This window comes from Williamsia limnetica (assembly GCF_003217475.1).
Taxonomy (GTDB): domain Bacteria; phylum Actinomycetota; class Actinomycetes; order Mycobacteriales; family Mycobacteriaceae; genus Williamsia; species Williamsia limnetica.
This window is the reverse complement of sequence record NZ_QJSP01000011.1, coordinates 156460-176475: the sequence shown is the minus strand read 5'-3', so window position 1 is coordinate 176475 and position 20016 is coordinate 156460. Positions and strand designations below refer to the sequence as shown.

Sequence of the window (20016 nt, the reverse complement as noted above, 5' to 3'; positions counted from 1 at the left end):
ATCCGAGCTTGGCACACTGTTTGGTTGTGACCACACTCTCGCCGGCAAACAGCGCCGACCACCGGTACGTGCTGACCCTCGGCTGCCCCGACACCACTGGCATCGTCGCGAAGATCTCGAGCTTCCTCGCCGACATCGGGGGCTGGATCGTGGAGGCCGCCTACCACTCGGACCCCGACACCGGCTGGTTCTTCACGCGCCAAGCGGTGCGTGCCGACTCGGTGTCCGTCACGGTCGAGCAGCTGCGCGAGCGCTTCGCCGCCGAGGTGGTGGCCGGTTTGGGTTCTGACACCGAGTGGCGCGTGAGTGATTCGGCGGTGCCGAAGAAAACCGTCCTACTCGTGAGCAAGGAGGGGCACTGCCTCGGAGATCTGCTGGGCCGCTCGTATCGGGGGGAGCTACCTGCGGAGATCAACGCCGTCATCGGCAACCACCGCGACCTAGAGGACTTCAGCACCCGCATGGGTGTCCCGTTCCATCACATCCCGTTCGGAACCGACAAGGCCGGTGCTTTCGAGGAACTGCGTGAACTGGTCGACTCCCACAACCCGGACGCGGTGGTGCTGGCAAGGTTCATGCAGATCGTGCCCGAAGACCTGTGTGAACACTGGGCGGGCAAGGCCATCAACATCCACCACAGCTTCCTGCCCTCGTTCATCGGAGCGCGGCCTTACCACCAGGCGTTCAAACGGGGCGTGAAACTCATCGGCGCCACCTGCCACTACGTCACCGGGGAGCTCGACGCGGGACCGATCATCGAGCAGGACGTCATCCGCGTCGATCACTCCGACACGGTCGCCGACATGGTGCGCCAGGGTCGCGACATCGAGAAGCTCGTCCTGGCACGGGGTTTGCGATGGCATCTCGAAGATCGCGTGCTGGTGCACGGACAGAAAACCGTCGTTTTCAGCTGATCAGGGCGTTACCAACTACCCAAATTTGCGCCGCCCACCCGCACTAGCGGATGGGCGGCGCAAAACGGGTGCGGCTTCAGACGACGCTGCAGGTCTCGGCGTTCGAATCCGAGGCGCCGACATTCTCCTGGGTCAACGCGATGTCGTTGCCGGAGAACGCGAACTCGACGCCCTTGTCGGAGACGCTCAGCCTGTCGAAGTTGACGTCGTCGAACAGCGGCGGGAACATGCCGGCGCTGACCTGATCGACCAGGGTCTGCGCCCACGAGTTGGGTATTCCGAGGGTCAGCGCACTGGCGTTGACCACCTCGAACGTCAGCTTGCCGTTCTGCGTGATCGGCTTGAGCTCGGTCTCGGCGGGAATCGGGATGCCCAGCAGTGAGAAGCTGGCCTTGAGGGTGACCGTGCCGGCCGCGGCGTTGCCGGTGACCGACTCGACGGTCATGCCGCCGCCCATCGAACCGAGGAGCCCGCTCAGACCACCACCCTGATCGGGACTGGGTGTGGTCGGTTGCGTGGTGGTGTCCTGCTGGCTCAGTTCCATGATCCGGCCGAACGGGACGTATCCCTCACCCTTGAGCCCACCGATGGTCGTGGTGTTGTCACCGGTGGTGATGTCGTCACCCCTGGCATGCAGCTTCATGTCGGAGTCGCCCTCGTCGCTGGTGTCGACCTGGACGTAGGGGATCTTGCCGGAGACCCACTGGAACAGCATGGGTTGTTTGCTCAGGGAGACCGAGGTCGAGGCGCCGGTGAGCTGACCGAACGACTGTTCCATGCAGTCTTTTGCCTTGCTGCGCAGGTACAGCTCGCTGCCGACCCCCGAGATCACCAGCAACAGCACGATGCTGAGGGCGACCACTCCCGCGATCAAGCCTTTCCGCCGTTTCGGGCGCTGCGGGGACACCCCACCGCCACCTGGGCCGAAACCGTCGGGCGGTGGGCCGTCGGTAGGGGGACCCGAGTACGGCGCGAAGCCGTCGGGGCGTCCATCGTCCGGGGGCACCTCGAGTTGCGCGGTGTCGTGACGCTCCTGCGTATAGGCCTGTGGTATCGAGCCGGGCGGGACCGGCGCGAACTGGTCCGTGGCTGGACTGGGGTCATCAGCCTGATTCTGGGCTATCCCCGGCGTCTTCGCACCCGGTGGGGTGGGGTCGGCAGGGGCTGCCGGTGTGGTCGGATCGGATCCCTCGGCGGGACCGGCAGTTGAGTCAGGCGGCCCCCCGGCCGGGTTGGATTCGGCATCTTCGCGGTTATTCATCACCGTCGATCATGCCTGGTGGGACGACGTAAATGGTAAGAGTTCGCTAAGTATCGGAGTCGGCGCAGGTCATCGCAGCGGAATTCACATCCCGCCTGTTGGACAACACCGCAATCGATGCCCGGGCCCGGTCGACCTCACCGAAGTCGAGATCGACAACCGCGAGCTCGGATTGTTCACCCAACTCGGTATGCACCGTGCCGAACGGCCCGGCCAGGATGGAATGTCCGATACCGGTGGGGGCGGAAGACTCGGCGACCTGGGGGTCGTTCGGGACGGCTTGACCGACCGCTGCGACGAAGCAACCGCTGTCGAGGGCCCTGGCGGCGGCAAGCGTCCGCCACTGCTCGAGTTTGCCCGGACCCGAACCCCACGACGTCGGGACGACGATGAGGGTGGCGCCCCCATCGGCCAGTGCGGTGAACAGCGTCGGAAACCGGATGTCGTAGCAGGTGGCGGTGCCGACCGTGATCTCGCCGACTCGAAACGCGTGTGGGCGATCGCCTGCTTGGACCGTGCGGGACTCTTCGAAACCGAACGCGTCGTACAGGTGGATCTTGTCGTAGCCGGAGATCGCGCCGTCGGGGCCTGCGGCGACGAGTGTGTTCCGCACGCGTCCGCCATCGCCGGGAGTGAACATCCCGGCAACGACCGACACCGCGTTGTCGGTGGCGATCTGACCGACTGCCTGCGCCCAGGGTCCATCGAGAGGCTGCGCGATCGGTCCGAGCTGCACTCCGAACCGGCACATGGTCGCCTCGGGGAAGATCACCAGCTCGGCACCCAGCGCTGCCGCCGCGGACGTCTGCTCGGCGACCAGCGCGATGTTCTCATCGGGATCGGTGCCGCTGGAGATCTGGGCCAAGGCGATACGCATGAGACCAGCCTACGACCGTTCCTCGTGCCGTCGGCCGCCGACGACGTGGCTCACGTGTGCGTTGACCGGACTCAGGGGTTCGGGGCGACCTGTTCCCACGGGACTGTCACGATGTTGTCGCGGTGTCGGCGCCTGTCAGGGAGAGCGTGGAAGCCGTTGTCCGGCAACAACTCCAGCGTTCGGATCCACCGTTGGCGCGGACCGAACGGCGCCAACGGGGCCGCGATGTCCCAGCAGCGGTCCAAGGCGCGGATCAACTGGTGGACGGGTTCGCCGGGGACGTTGCGGTGTATCAGCGCTTTCGGCAGGCGCTCGGCGAGGTCGGAGGGTCGCGAAGAGTGCAGCGGATCCCAGGCGAGCGTGAATGTCAGCGGGCGGTGTTCGTCGAGCAGTATCCAGCAGCACCGGCGGCCCAGTTCGTCGCAGGTGCCCTCGACGATGAACCCACCGGGCGTCAGTTGTCGCTGCATCCGTGACCACGCGGCCGGGACCTGCGATTCGTCGTACTGGCGTAAGACGTTGAACGCCCGGACGAGGTGGGGTCGCAGTCCCGCCAGCTCGAAGCCGCCGACGGCGAAGCGAACTCCCTCCTGCGGAGGCACCACGCGGGCCGGGTCGATCTCGAGGCCGACGAGGTGAACGGCGGGCACTTTCGCCCGGAGCCGGGCGGCCAACTCGAGGGCGGTGTCCGGTCGCGCGCCGTATCCGAGGTCGACGGCCAGGGGTGTCGTCGCCTCAGACAGCGCCGTCATTATCTGACTGTGGTGGGCGATCCAGCGGTCTATCCGCCGTAGCCGGTTGATACCGGTGGTGCCCCGCGTGATCGTCCCGTCGGGGCGGCTCGCCTTGCCGGCGCGAGGGGGCCCGTCAGAGGTTGGCGTCGATCCACCCTGAGGTGAATTCCGCCTCGCCGCGGAACAGATCGACCAGGTTCACCAGCATCATCTGCTCGAGTTTGCCGTTGATGAACGGGATGAACACCTTGACCTCGGTGGTGCGCCGGATGGTGCAGCCGGTATCGGTCGGAAAGAGTTCCTGCGTGCCTGTAAGACTGCCAGGGCCCGCAGGGATCGACGCGGTGTAGGTGCCCTTGGTGTTCGCCGGGTCGAAGGGGCCCAGCGCCTCTTTGCGGGTGATGACCATGTCCTTCGACATCACCGTCTGCGCGATTGCCGGCAGCTCGGTGCGTGGCAGCACCTGCTTGAGGACGACATCGATGCCATTGGCGTCGACCGTGTAGGTCTCGATCTCGGACTGCGGCGTCAGCTTCCGGAACTCTTCCATCTGCGCATCCCAGAATTCCCGCATCGAGAGAGCTTGGTAGACCTTCTCGGCGGGATGGTGGTAACGGGCTGAGTAGGACAGACGGCGTGCCATGGGGCAAAGCCTAACGTGCCAGGAACGCCCGACTGGGAGGCCCCTGGTGTCTGATCACCGCTGTCTGGTCACTGGCTGTCCGGTGCAGCTGATCCCTGCTGCCCGATCCAGGCGATCGTGTAGTCGCGCTCTGCGTCGATGAGCGCCTGCACCTCTTTCGCGATCTGCTTCTCGATCTTTCCGCCGATGAGAGGAATCGACACCTCGACAGATCCTTCGAAGATCACCTGGGCTCCCGTGCCGGCGGCGACGAGGGTCTGCGTGCCGTTGACCTTCGCAGGGGCGCCGGTGACGACTGCGGAAAAGGTGCCGTTGCCGACCTCGCCCCCGGTCACCGACCACACCACCGTGCGGGCGATCTCGAGGTCACCTTTGCGGATCTTCGTGACCACCGATGGGAGGTTCTTCTCGGGGATGCGCTGCTGTAGGACGACCCGGACCTCGTCGTCGGTCGCAGTGAACGACTCCAGTTCGGATACATCGGCCGCGACATTGGCGACCAGATCGTGCCAATACTGCTCCGAGGTCACCGCCGCAGCGAACTGAGCGGGGGGACAGGAAAAGTCGAGGGAATGCCGAAGCTTGGTCGCCATGAATGCAGGCTACCGTTGCGGAGTGGTCACACAAGACAACTCCCTACCGCTGTCGCAGATCACCACCCTGCGGGTGGGTGGTCCCGCGAAGAACTTCATCCGCTGCGCCGACGCGGACTCCCTCGTCGAGACCGTCGGCGACCTGGACGCCGCCGGGACGCCGGTGCTGCTGGTCGGTGGCGGTTCGAACCTCGTGATCAGCGACGACGGGTTCGACGGCACGGTGGTGCAGATTGCGAACACCGAGACTGATTGGCGATCGGACCACGTGACCGCCGGGGCCGGAGTGAACTGGGACGATCTGGTCGCCGAGAGCATCGAGCGGGGCTTCGGTGGTCTCGAATGCCTGTCCGGGATCCCGGGCGCCGCAGGCGCGACCCCCGTGCAGAACGTCGGGGCGTACGGCGTGGAGGTCGGGGCCCTGTTGAGGTCGGTGCAGATCTTCGATCGCCGTTCGGGGGGCCTGAACTGGGTGGACGTCGGCGACTTGGAACTCGGCTACCGCACGAGCCGGCTCAAGCGCCGCAACGACGAACTGGTGGTCCAGGTGTCGTTTCGACTGCATGAGGATGGTCTGAGCGAACCGATCAGGTACCGAGAGCTCGCGGGAGCGTTGAACGTGGCCGAGGGGGAGCGGGCGCCGGCGGCGGATGTGCGGGCGGCGGTACTGGCGCTACGTGCAGGTAAAGGCATGGTGCTCGACCCCGAGGACCATGACACCTGGAGCGTCGGCTCGTTCTTCACCAATCCGATCGTTCCCCAGGAGCACCTCCCGACCGTGCTGACCAGGATCGTCGAGGAGCTCGGAGCAGAGGCGACAGTTCCCCAGTTCCCTGCCGATCTGGGTGTCAAACTGTCGGCCGGCTGGCTGATCGAGCGTGCTGGTTTCGCCAGGGGATTCCCGGATCCGGATGCGCCGGCGCGGCTGTCGACCAAACACTCACTGGCCATCACCAACAGGGGCGACGCTCGCGCGGAGGACATCGTGGAGTTGGCCAAGCGGGTTCGTGACGGAGTTCACGAACGGTTCGGGCTGTGGCTCGAACCCGAGCCTGTGCTGGTCGGATGCACCCTGTGACGCTGCGGCGCTGGTAGCGGCCCCGGCGTCAACCTTCGGCGGCGGCTTGAGATCGTACCTACAGGTAATGTTTCGTGCATGAGTGATTTCCGTGACCGCCTCATGCTGTCCAGGCGCTCGGCCCTCACGGTTCTTGCCGTGGGCGCGGCCGGAGTGACCGCAGCAGCATGTAGCAGCGACAACAAGTCCGGTGACTCGGCCCAGGGCAGCAAGGCGCCGTCGGATCCCGATGCCACCGTGTCCTACAGCCCGCCGCTCGACACCCCTGATGCCTCCCCGATCGTCGAGGTGTCGGTCAAGGTTGCCGACGGCGTGCTCAACCCCGATGTGCAGCTGACCAACGCCAACGGCCGCGTCGTGACCGGCGTGATGTCGGAGGACCGCACGAGCTTCACCGTCACCGAGCCCCTCGGCTACGGCGGCCAGTACACCTGGTCGGGTTCGGCGACAGGCAATGACCGTCGCCCGGTACCGGTCGCGGGCACCTTCAGCACGGTGACCCCGGAGAACCAGATCGGACTCGTGGTCAACCTCGCCGACGGCCAGGAAGTCGGTGTCGCGACACCGCTCATCCTGACGTTCGACGAGGTCGTCACCGACAAGAAAGCTGTCGAGCAGGCTCTGAAGGTCACCACCACGCCCGAGACCGAGGGCAGCTGGGCCTGGCTCGGCGAGGACGGCGGGTCACGCGTGCACTGGCGGACCAAGGACTATTACCAACCGGGCACCAAGGTCTCGATGGTCGCGAAGCTCTACGGCCTCGACCACGGCGACGGCTACTACGGCGAAGCCGACGTCACCAGCGACTTCGTCATCGGCCGCAACCAGGTGGTCATCGCGGACGCCGATTCCCATCAGATCGTGGTCCAGAACGACGGCAACACGCTGATGACCCTGCCGTGCAGCTACGGCGAGGGCGATCTCGACCGCAACGTCACGCGGTCGGGCATCCACGTCGTCAGCGAGAAGCACGAAGACTTCTACATGAGCAACCCCGCTGCCGGGTATTTCAACGTCCGCGAGCGCTTCGCCGTGCGTATCTCCAACAACGGTGAGTTCATCCATGCGAACCCGGATACCGTTGGCGTGCAGGGCTCGTCGAACGTCACCAACGGCTGCATCAACCTGTCCCTGGAGAACGCCGAGCAGTACTTCGCCACCGCCATGTACGGAGATCCGGTAGAGGTCACCAACACCCGGATCCCGTTGTCGGAGGAAGACGGCGACATCTACGACTGGATCTACGACTGGGAGACCTGGAAGTCGATGTCTGCGCTTGCGGGCGAGCCGGACGTGAAGTCTGCGCCGGCGACGCCGAAGGACGCACCGGATGTCTCCGGCATCCCGACGACGCCGCAGAACTCCGGATCGCGACAGACCCCGGTCGGCTGACCGACACTCTTCACCACATTCGGCCCCATATCGAGTGATCGAGGGACATCTGCCCTCGCACACCCGATATGGGGCCGAATTCGGTGCTGCCTCGCCGCGATCGGCGCCGGCCTCAGACGATCAAGGAACCGCAGGCGCCGACGTGTCGGACGTGGGAGCAGTTGTCTCCGTTGTCGTCTCAGGGGCTGTTGTCGCGGTCTCGGCCGGCGCCGTCTCTGTGGCAGGAGCCGGGGCGGGAGCGGGCGCTTGCACCGTCGGCGTCGGGATGAGGGTCCACACCGCGGACAGCACGCTCACCTTGTCGACGCCGGTGCTGCTGGTCAGCGGAACAGCCCAGACACCCACCGCATCGGTCTCGGAGGTGACCGACGATGTCTGCAGGTAACTGCTCGACACCGTGCGGGCGATACCGTCGGTGCAGATGAGATCGGCCGTCGGCGCGGTCATGTCGGACACCGAACAACTCACCTGCGTTCCATCCACGGTGAACGTCAGAGTCGAGACGATGTCTCCGGTGCCAGTGAACACGGTCGGTGTCGGTGCGGCGCTGGTCGGAGCTGCAGGAGCAGCCGGGGCCGGCGGTGCCTGCGCAGCGCTGCTTCCTCCCGGCGCAGCGGGGACGCTCGGGTCGACCGGGGCTTGAGCGCTCGCGTCGACACTCGGCGAACCCTCCTGCGGGGCAGCGGATTCAGCTGCCGCCACGGACGACGATTCGGAGTCCGTCGCTTCAGCGGCCTGGCGCAGGACATTCTCGGCAGGCTGCCCGTCGGCCTGGACACCGTTCGCGGTCTGCACCTCGGGGTCCGGACTGACGAAGGGGGTGTTCAGCGACGCGGGTGTCGGCAAGGGGCCCTGCAGTGGCGGTAGCCCGGCCAGGTTCAGGATCCCGCCGACAGTGCGGAGCAGGGGTTGCAGCGTGTTCAGGTCGAGAAGGGTCAGCGAGGCGGGCGCTGGAGCCGGATTCGGCGCGGCCACAACGGTTGTCGTGTTGTTGATGATCGTCGTGTGCTCATTGTGGTAGTTCACGTAGACGACCTGGCGAGGTGCGTAGTAGTCCCACGGGGATCCCACGGTGCGGTAACCGGACAACGGGGTGCCCGCGGGTGGTGACAGCGGGTTTCCGCAGGCGCACCGCACCCGTGGGATGCCGTAGCTGTCGACGAGTACGGCGGATCCGGCCTGTAGCACCGACTGGAACGGCGTCGCGACGCCGTTCTCGTAGCTGTAGTTGGTGACCCAGGTGTCATGGGTGAGCACGACGGGTGTCAGCGTGTCGAGGTAGTAGGGAATCTGGTCGACGCCGATTCCGAACACGCTCGCCCACGCCGCGGCCTTGCCCGGGTTGTTCGCCAGGAAGTTGGCCAACGCGGCGGTGTCGCAACTGGCTTCGCCGGTGCCGCCGTAGAGGCCGGCGGTCGTGCCTTCGACCGCCTGGACGCCGCGTGGGGTGACCGGGCCCTGTGGCGCCAGGTTGCGGGCGTTGGCGTCGAGGGGGCGATTGCTGACCGCAACCGAGGGCGCGAACGGGTCGAGACCGTTGCTGTCGACGGCTTCGAGGAGGAGTTCGGGCGCCGGCGATGCCTTCACCTTGGCCGAGCCGGAATACAGATACACCGCACCGATGCCGAGGAAGGTCAGCAGCAGGGCCGCGACCACCGCAAGCACGATGACGATCTGCTTACGATCGTTGGGTGGGCTTGCGACGGGACCAGTGGGCGCGCCATAGGGGTGATTCACTCGACATCTCCAAGTCCGGTGCGGGCGCTGGCCCGCATGCTGGCGAACCGGACTTCCCGATGTTGGATTATGTCTGATACTCGGATCGAGTGGGTGAGTCGTTACAGCTGGTCGTGAGGTTCATCTGATCGTACGAGCGGGTTGTACGAGGGGGAGTTGATCGATGCCCGGGGCCGGGCCGTCGCGGATCGGTCAGCCGGTTTTGATGTTCCGGCGGGCCGAGGCCTGGTCGCGGGGCATCAGCAAGATGGTGTCGAGGTTGACGTGCGGAGGCCTGCTCGCGACGAACCCGATGACCTCGGCGACGTCGTCGGCGGACAGCGGGGTCAGCCCCTCGTAGACCTTGTCGGCCTTCTCGGCGTCGCCCTCGAACCGTACGAGCGAGAACTCGGTCTCGACCATCCCGGGCTGGATCTCCGTCAGTCGCACGGGCTTGCCGAGCAGTTCGGGGCGCAGTGTCCGGTGCAGGACGGCTTGGGCGTGCTTGGCGGTCGTGTACCCGGCGCCGTTGTCGTAGGCCTCGATCGCGGCGATCGAACTGATGGTGACGATGAGTCCGTCGCCGGAGTCGATGAGCTTCGGTAGCAGCGCCTTGGTGATGCGTAAGGTGCCGAGAACGTTGGTCTCCCACATCCAGCGCCAGTCGTCGAGGTCGGCTTCGGCGACGGTCGCCAACCCTTTCGCACCGCCCGCGTTGTTCACCAGCACGTCGACCGCGGGGATCTGCTCGACGAATGCGGCCACCGATTGCTCGTCGGTGACGTCGAGGACGATGGCCGTACCGTCGATCTCGGCGGCCAGCTCGTCGATCCGGTCGACCCGGCGTGCGCCGATGACGACGTGATATCCCTGCGCTGCAAGCACCTTCGCGGTGGCGGCGCCGATCCCGGAGCTCGCGCCCGTTACTACGGCGACCTTGCGATCACCAGAGTTGGACGCGTCGGTGGTTGCAACTGTCATGGGGTCCATCCTAGAGCCGCCCCGAACGGTAGGTTTTGACCCCATGGGGACGCGTGCGGTGGCCGGACGGACAGGGCAGACCCCACCCGCGGTCTCTGCGCAGCCGGTCAGGACCGTCTCTTTCGAGCGTGGTGACGGCGCGGCTGCTGCCGTCCTGCGCGCGGTTCGGACCCAGGGGCCGGTGACGCGCGATCTGTTGCCGCAGGCCACAGGGCTGTCGGCGGCGACGGTGAATCGTCAGCTCCAGGCGCTCGATCGGCTGGGTCTGGTGCGTGAACGTCCCGACCTCATCGCTCCCGGGGCCATCGGTCGACCCAAGGTCCCGCTGATGCTGGATCGGGATCGATTCTGTGTGATCGCAATTCACATCGGCGCCAGGTCCACGCTGCTGATGGTCGCCGATCTCGGCGGCAGGCCGCTGCAGACCGCGGCCATGTCCACCCCGTCCGGACCCGCCGGACCCGCCCTCGCGCTCATCGCCCGCCGCGCGGCTGTGGTCGCCGATTCGTTCACCCAGCGCACTGCGCTGTGGGCGGGGGCCGCGGTGGGCGGTCAGGTGCACTCGGACGGCAGCGTCGACCACGTGCAGCTCGGCTGGTGTCGCGCACCGGTCGGCCAGGCACTCGAGGATGAGCTCGGGTTGCCGGTGTCGGTGAGTCCGCACGTGCAGGCGATGGCGGCGGCGGAGTTGCTGCTCGCGGGCGAAGGCAACACCTCCGGCGTCGACGTGTTGTTCTACGTGCGCGAGACGGTCGGTTTGGCGACCACCATCGATGGCCGGGTGCGCGACCGCCCCGGGAACATCGGTCATCTGCCCGTCTCGGCGCCGTTGCTGACGGGCGCACCGCAGTCGACGCTGCAGGATGTCGTCGGCAGGAAGGTGTTCGACGACGCGGTGGCCGCGGGGGCGGACGCCGGGAAGCTGCTCGACGAGAGGGCGCGGGTGCTCGGTGAGATGGTGGCGATGGTGCGCGACCTGATCAACCCCGATCGGGTGGTTCTCGCGGGTCAGGTGTTCGCCGAACATCCCCATGGTCTGGCACCGGTGCAGTCGGCGTTCGACGGTGCGACCTCGTTGCCGACCATCGAACTGTCGCCGCCGCGATTCGGTGCCCGCGTGCAGGAGGGCGCTGCGGTGGTGGTATCACTCGGTGCGCTCTACGCTGATCCCATCGGTGCTCTGCAGAACCACACCGCCTGACTCACCCAGCTCATCTCGGAAAGGTTCGGTCGCCCAACAATGTCGGTGGAGTTCGCTCAGAGTGCCCAGCGTGATGTGTCGGTCTATCTCGATGTGGCGGTCAACGCGGCCACGGAGATCGAACTGCAGATCGCGGTGGCCAAGCTCCCTGGCATCGATATGTACGAAGATTTGTCGATCACGTTGAACGGCAACACGATTGTCCCCGAGGAGATCGTCACCGCCAGCGGTAGCCGCATCCACTGGCTGCACGCCGAGCCCGGAAACCTGTACGTCACGTACAACGCCAACGTGTACACCCCGGCCGACCCGGTCGAGGTGGTGCAGTTCGATCGCTCGCTCTACCTGCGGCCGAGCCGTTACGCCGAGGCCGACAAATTCTTTGGGTTCGCAGCGGGCGAGTTCGACACGAACGCGAGCCCCGGCGATCAGCTCATTGCGGTCACCGACTTTGTGCGTCAACGACTTTCCTACATCTTCGGCGCCAGCGACCCGATCGACGGGGCGGCTGACACCCTGTTGTCGGGGGCCGGGGTGTGCCGGGACTTCGCCCACCTTGTCGTCGCGCTGCTGCGGGGACTGGGGATCCCGGCCCGGCTGGTGGCCGTATACGCGCCGGGGCTGTTCCCGATGGACTTCCACGCCGTTGCCGAGGCGATGATCGACGATCGCTGGGTGGTCGTCGATGCCACCGGACTCGCACCCCGCCAGTCCTTGTTGCGCATCGCCACCGGTCGCGACGCCGCCGACACCGCATTTCTCGACAATCACGGCGGCGACGTCATCCTGAACAGCTACCAGGTCAGTGCTGTGGTTGCGGGATACCTGCCCATCGACGACCCGAGTCAGCAGGTCCAGCTCCGATGACGGCTCAGAGCGTGCCGAACGCCACCCCGCGGTAGGTCCGACCTGCGACGGCTTGCGCTCATCAGGAGCGGCGCGGTGAGGCGATCGATCGCAAGGATGGATTCATACACCTCACCGGGAGACCTGGTGGAGGTGTTTTGCGGGGGGCGTCCGGTGCCGGTGAAGACGTCGAACATCCTGATGGGTATCTCCGTGCGTGGCGGGGTGGGTGACTCATGAGATCACTCTGCCGCGCGGTGCTTGGAGGCCGCTTGGAGAGTGCTTGGCCCGCGCACAAACCCAGCCGCATCAGGAAAAACCAGGTGTTGCGGCGGCTGGTTTTACCTGGAGCGACTGGGTTTGTAGGGTCAGCTGTTCAGCAGCCGCGCACAGCGGAGCAGTCCGATGTGGCTGTAGGCCTGCGGGTGGTTCCCCAGGGCACGCTCGGCGACCGGATCGTATTCCTCTGACAGCAACCCCGTCGGTCCGGTGGCCTTCACCATCTGGTCGAACAGGGCCTCGGCGTCGCCGCGACGATCGATCAGCAGGTACGACTCGATGAGCCACGCCGCGCAGAGATGGAAGCCGCCCTCGCCGCCCGGCAGGCCGTCGTCGTGGTGATAGCGGTACACCGTTGAGCCACTCCGCAATTCGGCCTCGGTGGCGTTGACCGTGGCAGTGAACCGTGGATCGGACGGATCGATGAGTCCGGCGAGACCGATGTGCAGGGTCGCGGCGTCGAGATCGACGCCCTCATACGCTGCGGTGTACGAGTTGGCCTTGTCGTTCCAGCCCTGCTTGAGCACCTGCCGAGCGATCGTGTCGCGCAGCACCGACCAACCCAGCTCGGTCTCGCGGTCGAACTCGGCACCGAGCTTGAGTGCGCGGTCGACCGTCATCCAGCACATCACCTTCGAATACACGTGGTGTCGCGGATTGCCGCGGATCTCCCAGATGCCGTGATCCGGTTCGGTCCAACGACGTTCGACGGCGTAGACCATGTCGCGCACCAGGTCCCAGTCCGCGTCCGACAGTGGCGTCGGATCGCCTGCCGCCTTGCGGGCGTGCGAGAGCGTGGAGATGAGATCGACGATCGGCCCGAACACGTCGAGCTGGACCTGTTGATTGGCGGCGTTACCGACGCGCACCGGACGGGACCCCGCGTATCCGGGCAGTGAGTCGATCACCGCTTCGGGTGGCAGGCCGGTACCGGCGAGAGTGTAGAGCGGGTGGAGCCATTCGGGGCCGCTGAGGGTGCCCAGCACCTGATGGAGCCAGTTGAGATAGCCCTCTGCCTCGCTGTAGGAGCCGACGGAGACGAGTGCCGAGGCGGTCAACGCCGCATCGCGCAACCAGCAGTAGCGGTAGTCCCAGTTGCGGACGCCGCCGATCTCTTCGGGCAGCGACGTCGTCGCGGCGGCCATGATCGACCCGGTGTCGGCGTGCACGAGTCCCCGCAGGGTCAGCGCCGATCGCTTCATCAGGTCACGTTTGATGCCGGGCAGGTCCAGGGTCTTGGCCCAGTCGCTCCAGTAGGCCTCGGCCTCGGCGCGACGGTCGTGCTCGGGCGGCTGATGGATGTCGAGATCCTCGGTGCCGCAACGTAGCTCGAGGATCACCTCGCCGGCTGACGGGTCGACGATCGCGGTGGCGGTCTGATGGTGCCGGTCGCTCTCGATCTCCCACGTGATGCCGGGGGCACGCAACACCAGCGGCTCGTTGGAGCCGTAGATCCGCAGTCCCTCGTCGAAGGTCTCGATGCGGACGGCGGCCTGCCCGAACTCCGGGCGGGGCGCGAACCGGATCTTCGCCGCGACCTCGCCGCGGATGACGCGGGTCAGATCGGTGCGTCCCACCGGCACATCGTGCGGAAGGTAGTCGGTGACCTCGAGCCCGGCCCAGCGGGTGCGGACGGTCATCGTGCTGTCGATGTATCGCTGGCTCAGCGGCAGCGGCGTGGCCTTGCCCTCCTCGACCAGCGGGCCGATCGCGAACTCGCCGGCTTCGTCGGTGCCGAGGAGGCTGCCGAACAGTGCGGCGGAGTCGGGTTCGGGATGGCACATCCAGCAGATCTTGGCGTCGGGGGTGACCAACGCGACGGTGCGCGGGGAGGCCAGCATCGTCAGGCGCTCGATGGGGACAGCAGCGCCGCCTCGTAGCCAGTTGCGTCGTTCCTCGACCAGGAACGCCAGTGCGGTGGCGACCTGCTCGGTGTCGTCGACCCGGTAGGTCGCCAGGGTGTCGCCCTCGCCGACCTTGACGCCGAAATCGGGCCCGTGCAGACGGCGGAACGCCTTCTCGTCGGTGACGTCGTCACCGAAGAAGATCGCCGCGCTCGCGCCGGCCTCGTGACGCAGGATGTCGAGTGCCTGCCCCTTGTCGGTGATGATGACGGCCAGTTCGATCACCGACTTGCCTTCGGTGACCTGCACACCTTCCCAGGTGGCCGGGCCGATCCTGACACGGTGCAGCGCGGCGTCGCCGTCGGTGGTCGAGGCATTCCGGAAATGGAGCACGGTGCTCGCGGGCTTCGTCTCCACGGTCACGTTCTCGTAGTCGGCGGCGATCGCCCGCAGCTCGACGATCAGCGTCTCGAGGAGCTCGGTCGCCGCCGGAGTGATTTCGTGGACGAACCCGACGTCGAACTCACTGCCGTGGCTGCCCACCAGATGCACTTCGGCGGGCAGCCGGGACAAGGTGGCGAGGTCGCGTAACGCACGGCCGGAGATGACGGCCGCGGTGGTGGAGTCGAGTTCGGCGAGAGCGCGCATCGCCCGCACAGAATCGACGTTGGGCCGGGCGTCTTCTGGGCGGGACACGATGGGCGCCATGCAGCCGTCGTAGTCCGAGGCGACCAACAGCCTGGGCATACGTGCGATTGCTTTGAGGGCGCGCCGCAGTTCCGGGACGAGGTCTTGTGCACTCACTACGCGAGTCTAAGACCGTCCACCCCAGCGGCGTCCAATCCGTGGTGCCGGAGGCGCCGAATTGATGTGTTCGTCACAGTTGTCCGCCGTCGAACGGCTTGCGCCGGGTTGCCCGATCAGACGACGTCGAGGCTGCGGTTGCCGCCGGGCATCGTGTCGGTGTCGGCCCCGAGCGCCCCGAGGAAGCTCTTCGCCCACCGCTGCACGTCGTGGGTCAGCACCTGACGCCGCAACGCGCGCATCCGCCGCTTGCCCTCTTCCGGGTCTTGTTCGAGGGCGGCGAGGATGGCTTCCTTCACCCCGTCGGTGTCATAGGGGTTGGCTTGGAACGCCTGACGCAATTCGGCTGCAGCCCCGGTGAACTCGCTCAAGACCAGGGCCCCGCCCAGATCGCTGCGGCACGCGACGTACTCCTTGGCGACCAGGTTCATCCCGTCGCGTAGCGGCGTGACCAACATGACGTCGGCCGCTACGTAGAACGAGACGAGTTCGTCGCGGGGCACACCGTGGTGCAGGTACTGGACCACCGGATGGCCGACGCGGCCGAAGTTGCCGTTGATGTTGCCCACGAGTTGCTCGATGTCGCCCCGCATCTTGATGTAGCTGTCGACGCGCTCACGGCTGGGGGTCGCGAGCTGGATCATCGTGATCTCGTCAGGGTTGACCCGACCCTCTTCGAGCAATTCGGACAGCGCATTGAGGCGGACGTCGATGCCCTTGGTGTAGTCCAGGCGGTCGACGCCGAGCAGGATCTTCTTCGGGTTGCCGAGTTCCGCTCGCATGTCCGTCGCACGTTTCCGGATCTCCCGGGACTTGGCGCGGTTGTCGAGTTCGCCGGAGTCGATGGAGATGGGGAATGCGCCGACGCGGACGGTGCGGAACCCGACCTGGACGACACCGAACTTCGCTCGCACCCCGACCTGGCCCTTGGACGTCGCCTGACCGGCGAGGCGTCGCGCGAGGTAGAGGAAGTTCTGTGCGCCACCCGGGAGATGGAATCCGATGAGATCAGCCCCGAGAAGGCCTTCGATGATCTCCGTGCGCCAGGGCATCTGCATGAACAGCTCGACCGGCGGGAACGGTATGTGCAGGAAGAAGCCGATCTTCAGATCTGGCCGCAGCATCCGGAGCATCTTGGGGACGAGTTGGAGCTGGTAGTCCTGAATCCACACCACGGCGCCTTCTGCGGCGGCCTCCGATGCGGCTTCGGCGAAGCGGCGGTTGATCGCAACGTAACTGTTCCACCAGGACCGGTTGTATTCGGGTTTGACGATGACGTCGTGGTAGAGCGGCCACAGCGTCGCGTTGGAGAAGCCCTCGTAGTAGTCCGCGATCTCCTGGGTGGACAGCGACACCGCAAAGAGCTTGATGCCGTCGACCTCTGGATGCTCGGCAGCGTCCGGGACACCCGACCAACCGACCCAGGCTCCCGTCTGCGAGCGCAAGACCGGCTCGAGAGCGGTGACCAGACCGCCGGGACTCTGCTTCCAGCGAACGGTGCCGTCGGCGAGGGTTTCCTTGTCGACGGGAAGTCGATTGGCGACGACGACGAAGTCGGCGCGCGTGTCGGGCTTGTCCTTCGTTCGCGAGGGAGCCACGTATCAGGCTTCGTCCGGCGCGATACCCAGCATCGAGAACAACATGCGGCATTCGTCGGCGTCGACGGCGTACGCGGCGACCACACGACGAGCCGAGTTGGCGGTCTCGTCAGCCACGGGTTCCAGGTCTTCTTCGTCGGTGATTTCAGTTTTGTCGCTGGTCTTGGCAGGCATGGCGAACATGATACCTGCCGGAAATCACCCCTCCGAAAGGCCGGGGCGCAGGTCCATTTCACGGAACGGCTCGGTGATCGCGTCCGGATCGGCGTCGGTATCGGTGGTCATCCGGCCGGGCCTGATGGCTGAGCGGGCGGTGAACAATGCCCTGGTCGGACGGGTGGAGATGCGGGGCCGCCGCAAGGTTCGGGCGATGAACTCGCCGAGGGTGACACCGGCGGCGAGCGAGCAGCCGACACCGATCGCCGAGCCGATCGCGGTGAGGCCTTCGATGGTCTGATTGCTCAGCAGCCCGTAGAGGCCGCGGTAGATGGCCAGGCCGGGCAGCAGGGGTGTGATCCCAGCGACCGCGACGACGAGCGGTGGGGTGAGCGCGCGGCGGGCGAGTAGACCGCCGACCAAGCCGACCATCGCAGCGGCGATGCCCGCCGAGATGACGGACCCGATGCCGAAATGGTTCGCCGCCGCCACGATCGCCGCGCCCATCGCACCGCCGAAGAACGCGGTGGGGAGCGCGCGGGTCTCGGCGTAACTCGCCAGTGCGAATGCGGCCGCGGCCAGACCGCCGGCGAGCACACGGGCCGGCGTGGCCGCGAGGTCGAACGACGTCGTCGAGGTGATGGTGGGTAGATAGATGCCGGTGGACTCCATCAACGTGATGGCGATACCGACGCCACTGATGATGCCGCCGGTCATGATCAGGAGCTCGAAGAAGCGCGCGCACCCGGTGATGGGAGCCCCGGTGATGGCGTCCTGCACCGAGCCGACCAGGGAGAGTCCGGACAGCAGCACCACGACTCCCGCCGCGATGACCTGGGACGGCATCAGATTGAGCCCGAGGGCTTCCTGATTCTGATACACCACTGCGGCCGGGATGACGGCGATGAACCCGCCCGTCATCTGCTGGAAGAACAGCGGGGTGCCGATCTTGTTGAGCAGACGGTTCGTGCGGTCGATCACCGCGGTCGTGAAAAAGGCGACGACAGCGACGAGCCAGCCACCTCCCAGCAGCACGGACAGGGCGGCGGCCATCGATGACCACGCCAGCGTCGCGACCCAGCGACGGTACGGGTGCGGTGCGGCGATGATGGCGTCGATCACCTGGTGACCCTCACCGGGGTCGATCGCCAGGTTGCGGATCTTGCGGACCAGGCGATCCACGGCGGCGAGCCGGGTGAAGTCGAGTGAGCGGTAGTGGACGGACTTCATCGCTGTGACGGGCGGCATCGCGGCGCCTCGGGTGGCACTGACCCAGATGGTGTTGTAGGTGACATCCACCTCACAGTTCTCGACGCCGTAGACGCTCGCCACGAAGCGGACCTGCGTCTGCGTGTCGATGGCGCCGGTTCCGGAGTCGAGCAAAACCGCCCCGACCTTGATCGCGAGGTCCAAGACCTCGGTGACTGCCGCGTCGTTGGTGAGGTCGACGGGCTGCCTCGGCGATACCGCCGGCTCGAACGGTTCGATCGTGTCGATCGTCGCTCGACGACTGCCGGCGAGGCGCCTACCGAGACTCGCGATATACTCGCGCACGCAGTTCGCCTCCTTAGCTCAGTGGTAGAGCACTCGCCTTGTAAGCGAGCGGTCGTCAGTTCAATCCTGACAGGGGGCTCCACGATTCCGGACCGTCCGGCGGTGCACCCACGTGCAGCGTAGGAGTCATCGTTGGGGGTTTCAACGTGCCTCCCGACACCGTTGTAGTTCACCACCGATTGCTAGGTTTACGGGTGCGGTGACCAGTCGGCACCACAGCCCGCTTCTCGGAGGTCTTCGCGGTGAAATCGCCGGTTCCTGATTACCTGCAGGAGGTCCTCGACGGCCTCGTCGACGACCGCAGCGGAGCAGTCGCCGACTACATACCGGACCTCGCGAACGCGAACCCGGACGTCTTCGGTGTCGCGGTGACGACCGTGGACGGACGTACCCACTCGGCGGGCGACGACGAGGTGGAGTTCTCCATCCAGTCCATCTCCAAACCGTTCGCCTACGCCGCAGCACTCACCGACCGGGGTTTCGACGCCGTGCTCGGCACCGTCGGCGTCGAGCCGTCGGGAGAGGCGTTCAACGAGTTGTCGCTCGAGGGTGACTCCCGTCGACCGAAGAATCCGATGATCAACGCGGGCGCCATCGCAACGCACTATTTGCTGTCGAGGTCCGGCGCGAGTGTGACGGAGCGGGTCGATCGCGCCTTGGAGTTCTTCTCGGAGTTGGCCGATCGCACGCTGTCGATCGACGAGTCGGTGTGCCGTTCCGAACTGGAGACGGCCGACCGCAACCTGTCGATCGCGCACATGCTCCGCAACTACGGGGTCATCGATTCCCCGGCCCATGACGTGGTCGAGGGCTACACCAGGCAGTGCTCCATCAAGGTGACCGTCCGCGACCTCGCGGTGATGGGCGCCACCCTGGCCAACGCCGGTGTCCACCCGGTGACCGGGCGTCGGGTGGTGGCCACCGAGGTGGCCCGGCAGACGCTGGCGGTGATGACGGGCTGCGGGATGTACGACGCCGCCGGCCACTGGCTCACCACGGTGGGCATCCCCGCGAAAAGTGGTGTCGCGGGCGGTCTCCTCGGGTCGCTGCCCGGCCAGTTGGGAATCGGGGTGGTCTCGCCGCGGCTCGACGTCCACGGCAACAGCGTGCGGGGCGTACGGATGTTCCAGCGGATGTCCGCGGACATGGGAATGCACCTGATGGATGCCGAACCCTATGGTTCCACCGTCCTGCGCAGTGTCCGCGCGGACGGTGGTGAACTGATCCTCGAATTGCAGGGCGTCGTCCAGTTCACCGGCGCCGAGTCGGTACTCGACTCGTTGGAGTTCGACGAATCAGGTTCGGGAACGGTGGTTTTCGACCTGAATCGGGTGGACCGCCTCAGCGATGTGGGTCGGCGGATGGTGCTCGAAGGTATGCGCCGAGTGCGCCTCGACGGACGCGAGGTGGTGCTCGTCGACCGCGACGGTGTACTGCCCGACCCCGATCTGGGTGACGGGACGTATCCCAAGGCCCGGTGAGCGCGGCGAACTTCGTCCCCCACGGTGACCTCCGAGGGGAATGCGCCCTCGGACTCCCCTGGCG

The 20016-nt window shown here is 66.3% G+C and carries 17 protein-coding genes and 1 tRNA gene; 7 read left to right on the top strand and 11 right to left on the bottom strand.

The genetic code is table 11. From position 1 onward, the window contains the following. Positions 1 to 26 precede the first annotated feature (26 nt). Entirely contained in the window at positions 27 to 914 is an 888-nt protein-coding gene (purU, locus tag DFR67_RS19195; RefSeq protein ID WP_110471097.1) for a formyltetrahydrofolate deformylase, read from the top strand. A gap of 76 nt (positions 915 to 990) precedes the next feature. Here the strand turns inward: purU and DFR67_RS30565 are convergent, their stop codons facing one another. The 5 genes from DFR67_RS30565 to DFR67_RS19165 all read right to left on the bottom strand — a co-directional run bounded on the left by DFR67_RS30565 (position 991) and on the right by DFR67_RS19165 (position 5022). Next, complete coding sequence (locus tag DFR67_RS30565) at positions 991 to 2175, bottom strand: LmeA family phospholipid-binding protein (protein ID WP_158539989.1); 1185 nt, start codon at positions 2173 to 2175, stop codon at positions 991 to 993. 46 nt (positions 2176 to 2221) lie between these two features. Beyond that, entirely contained in the window at positions 2222 to 3052 is an 831-nt protein-coding gene (locus DFR67_RS19180; protein ID WP_110471094.1) for a carbon-nitrogen hydrolase family protein, read from the bottom strand. A 71-nt stretch (positions 3053 to 3123) separates the two neighbouring features. After that, positions 3124 to 3804: a class I SAM-dependent methyltransferase gene (locus DFR67_RS19175; protein WP_245938043.1), complete on the bottom strand. Its 681-nt coding sequence runs from the start codon at positions 3802 to 3804 to the stop codon at positions 3124 to 3126. Between the two features lie 115 nt (positions 3805 to 3919). Then, complete coding sequence (locus tag DFR67_RS19170; RefSeq protein WP_110471092.1) at positions 3920 to 4429, bottom strand: DUF2505 domain-containing protein; 510 nt, start codon at positions 4427 to 4429, stop codon at positions 3920 to 3922. Between the two features lie 68 nt (positions 4430 to 4497). Further along, positions 4498 to 5022, bottom strand: a complete 525-nt coding sequence (locus tag DFR67_RS19165; protein WP_110471091.1) for a DUF2505 domain-containing protein — start codon at positions 5020 to 5022, stop codon at positions 4498 to 4500. On the opposite strand from DFR67_RS19165, the gene DFR67_RS19160 reads away from it, so the two are divergent. Further along, on the top strand, positions 5021 to 6100 hold the full coding sequence (locus DFR67_RS19160) for a UDP-N-acetylmuramate dehydrogenase (RefSeq protein WP_110471090.1): 1080 nt from the start codon (positions 5021 to 5023) through the stop codon (positions 6098 to 6100). The two genes, DFR67_RS19165 and DFR67_RS19160, sit on opposite strands and share 2 nt — an antisense overlap. Before the next feature lie 78 nt (positions 6101 to 6178). Further along, positions 6179 to 7492: a L,D-transpeptidase gene (locus DFR67_RS19155; RefSeq protein WP_425451306.1), complete on the top strand. Its 1314-nt coding sequence runs from the start codon at positions 6179 to 6181 to the stop codon at positions 7490 to 7492. Positions 7493 to 7612: 120 nt separating this feature from the next. Here the strand turns inward: DFR67_RS19155 and DFR67_RS19150 are convergent, their stop codons facing one another. Next, positions 7613 to 9229, bottom strand: a complete 1617-nt coding sequence (locus DFR67_RS19150; RefSeq protein ID WP_110471089.1) for a DUF6777 domain-containing protein — start codon at positions 9227 to 9229, stop codon at positions 7613 to 7615. Positions 9230 to 9421: 192 nt separating this feature from the next. Then, on the bottom strand, positions 9422 to 10189 hold the full coding sequence (locus tag DFR67_RS19145; protein ID WP_110471186.1) for an SDR family NAD(P)-dependent oxidoreductase: 768 nt from the start codon (positions 10187 to 10189) through the stop codon (positions 9422 to 9424). 43 nt (positions 10190 to 10232) lie between these two features. Between DFR67_RS19145 and DFR67_RS19140 the strand changes: the two genes are divergently transcribed. Then, a complete protein-coding gene (locus DFR67_RS19140) occupies positions 10233 to 11390 on the top strand; it encodes an ROK family protein (protein ID WP_110471088.1) in 1158 nt (385 codons plus the stop codon). Positions 11391 to 11429: 39 nt separating this feature from the next. After that, positions 11430 to 12257, top strand: coding sequence for a transglutaminase-like domain-containing protein (locus DFR67_RS19135; protein WP_110471087.1), 828 nt, complete (start codon positions 11430 to 11432; stop codon positions 12255 to 12257). A 347-nt stretch (positions 12258 to 12604) separates the two neighbouring features. Here DFR67_RS19135 and otsB read toward each other — a convergent pair whose 3' ends face one another. From otsB to DFR67_RS19115, 4 genes are all read right to left on the bottom strand, one after another. Continuing rightward, the gene (gene otsB / locus DFR67_RS19130; RefSeq protein WP_110471086.1) at positions 12605 to 15163 is read right to left on the bottom strand and encodes a trehalose-phosphatase; all 2559 of its coding nucleotides are present in this window, start codon (positions 15161 to 15163) and stop codon (positions 12605 to 12607) included. Between the two features lie 116 nt (positions 15164 to 15279). Then, positions 15280 to 16761: an alpha,alpha-trehalose-phosphate synthase (UDP-forming) gene (locus tag DFR67_RS19125; RefSeq protein WP_110471085.1), complete on the bottom strand. Its 1482-nt coding sequence runs from the start codon at positions 16759 to 16761 to the stop codon at positions 15280 to 15282. A gap of 3 nt (positions 16762 to 16764) precedes the next feature. Further along, entirely contained in the window at positions 16765 to 16935 is a 171-nt protein-coding gene (locus DFR67_RS30810) for a hypothetical protein (RefSeq protein ID WP_170135242.1), read from the bottom strand. A 24-nt stretch (positions 16936 to 16959) separates the two neighbouring features. After that, entirely contained in the window at positions 16960 to 18471 is a 1512-nt protein-coding gene (locus DFR67_RS19115; RefSeq protein WP_110471083.1) for a threonine/serine exporter family protein, read from the bottom strand. Positions 18472 to 18478: 7 nt separating this feature from the next. Here DFR67_RS19115 and DFR67_RS19110 point away from each other — a divergent pair. Both DFR67_RS19110 and DFR67_RS19105 read left to right on the top strand, forming a co-directional pair. After that, positions 18479 to 18553: transfer RNA gene (locus DFR67_RS19110), tRNA-Thr, on the top strand. Between the two features lie 160 nt (positions 18554 to 18713). Continuing rightward, the gene (locus DFR67_RS19105) at positions 18714 to 19952 is read left to right on the top strand and encodes a glutaminase (RefSeq protein ID WP_110471082.1); all 1239 of its coding nucleotides are present in this window, start codon (positions 18714 to 18716) and stop codon (positions 19950 to 19952) included. The last annotated feature ends 64 nt before the right edge of the window (positions 19953 to 20016 follow it).